This window comes from Flavobacterium sp. (genome assembly GCF_027531705.1).
Lineage (GTDB): Bacteria > Bacteroidota > Bacteroidia > Flavobacteriales > Flavobacteriaceae > Flavobacterium.
On the sequence record NZ_JAPZSP010000032.1, the window covers coordinates 1 to 2,978 of the forward strand.

The 2,978-nt window shown below is 27.8% G+C and carries 3 protein-coding genes; all 3 read right to left on the reverse strand.

Translation table 11 applies throughout. The annotated features are described in order from the left end of the window. Positions 1 to 221 (reverse strand): hypothetical protein (locus tag O9267_RS12115; protein ID WP_298179912.1); only part of this gene is annotated, 221 nt, incomplete at its 3' end. A gap of 194 nt (positions 222 to 415) precedes the next feature. Beyond that, entirely contained in the window at positions 416 to 991 is a 576-nt protein-coding gene (locus O9267_RS12120; protein WP_298179914.1) for a hypothetical protein, read from the reverse strand. Between the two features lie 649 nt (positions 992 to 1,640). Then, positions 1,641 to 2,978: hypothetical protein (locus tag O9267_RS12125; RefSeq protein WP_298179915.1), on the reverse strand; the 1,338-nt coding region annotated here is incomplete at its 5' end.

The following is a 2,978-nucleotide window of genomic DNA, read 5'->3' on the forward strand; positions in this document are numbered from 1 at the left end:
GTAAAATCTATTGATAAAAGTGAAATGTTATTCGCATTTGTTCCAAAAGAAAATCGTTTATTATTGTAAAGAATTGCAGTACTTGGTTTCAAAACTTCTCCATTTACTTCACAAGAAATTCCACCATTACCATCATAAACTTCATCATTTAGTTGTTTATCATCATTTTGTGTACAACTAACTATTAAAAATACTGTTAAAATTTTGATTATATTTTTCATAACTTTTATTTAAATTATATTTTATTAGTTTTCTGTTTCTCGAAACTGTCTGCCAACGTTTGGCAGCTACAAGAAGTTGCGTACTTCATTCACTTTCAATTACAAATATAGAAAAAACATTGATTCAACAATTACCATTTCTGATAAAAACCAAGCCTAGCAATTTCTTGTAACTGCTGTTGTGCGTAGTACTTTTATTCAATCCACTTTTCTATTGTTTTGAATAATTCCCATTTTTTATTTCGATTAAGTCTATATATGAATGTTCCACCTTCTCCAGAATCTCCACATTCAATAATTGCTAAATCTTTTTTAAGATTAAATAATGGAACATATAAATAGCCAACACAATTATTCTCTTTTCTTACTTTCTCCCAAAATTTAGCTTTTCTTTCTTTTGAACTTATTGTCAGCGTATCAAATTCGATAACTTTTTTGTTTTGTATGAACTTTTGGTTTAATATAAATTTGTTTCCATTTCGATATTGTTTTAGTATATACTTTTTGTCATTTTTAGAAAAAATAGTGTCAAATTTCTTTATAAATGTTGAATCATTATTTAAAAAAATCACTGTTTTTCTATTCAATACTGCGTCACAATATCTGTATACATTATCTTTATCTGAAAGTACAGAATTAATTACTTCATAAACTAATTTGTTGTTAACTATTTCAGTGTATTTTTCTTCTAAAACAATTTCAGAATTGCTTTGATTATTGCAACTAAATAGTGAAAGAAAGAAAATTGTGAATATGAAATATTTTTTCATTAGAGCATTTTTAGTATTACGCACAACGTCCCCGCGCTAAAAGCAGGCTGGGGTTAAAGATGCGTAATTTTTCGGTTAAACACAAATTTCTCAAACACAAAACCATTTTCAAATTAAGCCAATTGCCCAGCTTGCTTGTAGCGTGTGTTAGGGTGTGTAGCTTGACGATGCTTAGCACGAACGATTAGACTTTCCAATTGTCGATTCCGATTTCGGTAACTTTTCCACCTTCAGATTTCCGTTCCAAATAGTTTCCGCTGTTGAAATTCAAACTTCAGATAAACATCAAGGAAAATCGACAAAAAAATTCCGCTTTCGGTTTTCCATAAAGCAGTTCAGGTTTCTTTGTCCGCAACAATTAAGTTTCAGATTTCGGTTCGAATTTCGGTTCGAATTTCGGTTCAGATTTCGGTTCAGATTTCGGTCAGCTCGGTTTCTGCTTCGTTATGAATTTTCCAAACTAAAGTTTCGGATTGAAATAAACTGTTGATTTTCAAAGGCTATACACCCTAACGTTCCCGCGCTACAAGTAGTTTGGGACTAAATTAAGCCCTATTTTTGGATTTGCCAAATCTTCCAAATACAAACCAATTTTCCAATTAAGCCAAATCCCCAAATTGCTTGTAGCGTGTGTTGGTGGCTGCTGTTTCTATTTAACCCAAGTTAAGGCTACTGATGCGTAAATAATTTTTGAACTTTCTGCTTTACCGTCAAAAAAATTAGTTGGTAAATTTTTTACTAATTCTTTAGCTTGTGTTTTTGGTTTCAATTTCAAAATCTTTTGCAATTCAATTATTTTTTTGTTTTTATTTAATTGTTTTTTAAGTGAGATTTTTAAATTTTCATCCTTAAGTTCAATAATTTGAGAACCAATAACAGTAATAACTTTGTTTTCATCAATTATGTTAAGTAATAGTAAATCTCTATAATATTTACTATTAATGGAATAATCAGCTTCTTTCATTAATTTTAAAACACTTGAAATTTCTTTTAATGAACTTCTAGGAATTACATTATCGGATTTTAAAGATAATTGTGTTTTTGTACTTCGTCCTTTTTGTGGTTCCTTAATTTTTGATTTAATATCTAATTTAGATTGTAAAAACCAACTAATTAGATTTAATGAATATGCTTCCCAGGTTTTATCTTTGAAATCTTGTTTAAATATTGACTTTAAAACAGTTGTTATATCATCTTTAGTGATTGAATTTAAATTCATTTTCTTCAATTCTAAATAAGGTGTGTAATTTTGGAATTTATGTGTAATGAATGTAATAAAACCATTTTCTGTGATTTCTATTTCTTTTTTTGCAACACTATAAAAATCATCATTTTTTTTAATTAGACCAAAATTCCTCAATTCTATTAAAATATTTTCAAGACTAGTTTTCCCTATACTCTTTATATGTTTTTTTAGAATTGTTTCAATAGTTTGTGGTTTTACTGAATCTTTGAAAAGTAAAAAAACTTCTAAACATAATGTTACACGTTGTCTTATCAAATAACTCTCGCCAATAGTAGGGATAATGTTTGTAACTAAATAATCTCTAAATATGTCCCAATAAATATTGTAATTAGCACCTGATTTAATTATTAAACGTTTATTTAATAATGAATCTATTATTTTACTTTCAATAGATTCTCCAACTTCTGAAATTTCAAAAAATGCTCCTTCATATGCTTTTTGAGCAATTAATTTTAAACCATTTAATTCTTCAGGTTCTATTCTTTCTTTATCCTTTTCAAATAAATCTATTATATTAAGATTTGATTCAATAAGTTTATCTTTTTTTAGTCCTCCTTGAATTTGCTCAAAAATATGAATACACAATTTTTTAGTAAGCCAAGGTAAACCTTGTGAGCTTTCTTTAATCCTGTTTTTTATATCTTTATCAAGTTTCCCTATGGATTGTTCTAATTGTTTAATTATGCCGTCAATTTCCTTTTCACCAAAATCTCCAATTATAAATTCTCGTGATTGTTCTTT

Bases quoted from the DNA above. Each gene is read 5' to 3' on its own strand.
- O9267_RS12120 (WP_298179914.1), bottom strand. From the start codon at position 991: ATGAAAAAATATTTCATATTCACAATTTTCTTTCTTTCACTATTTAGT.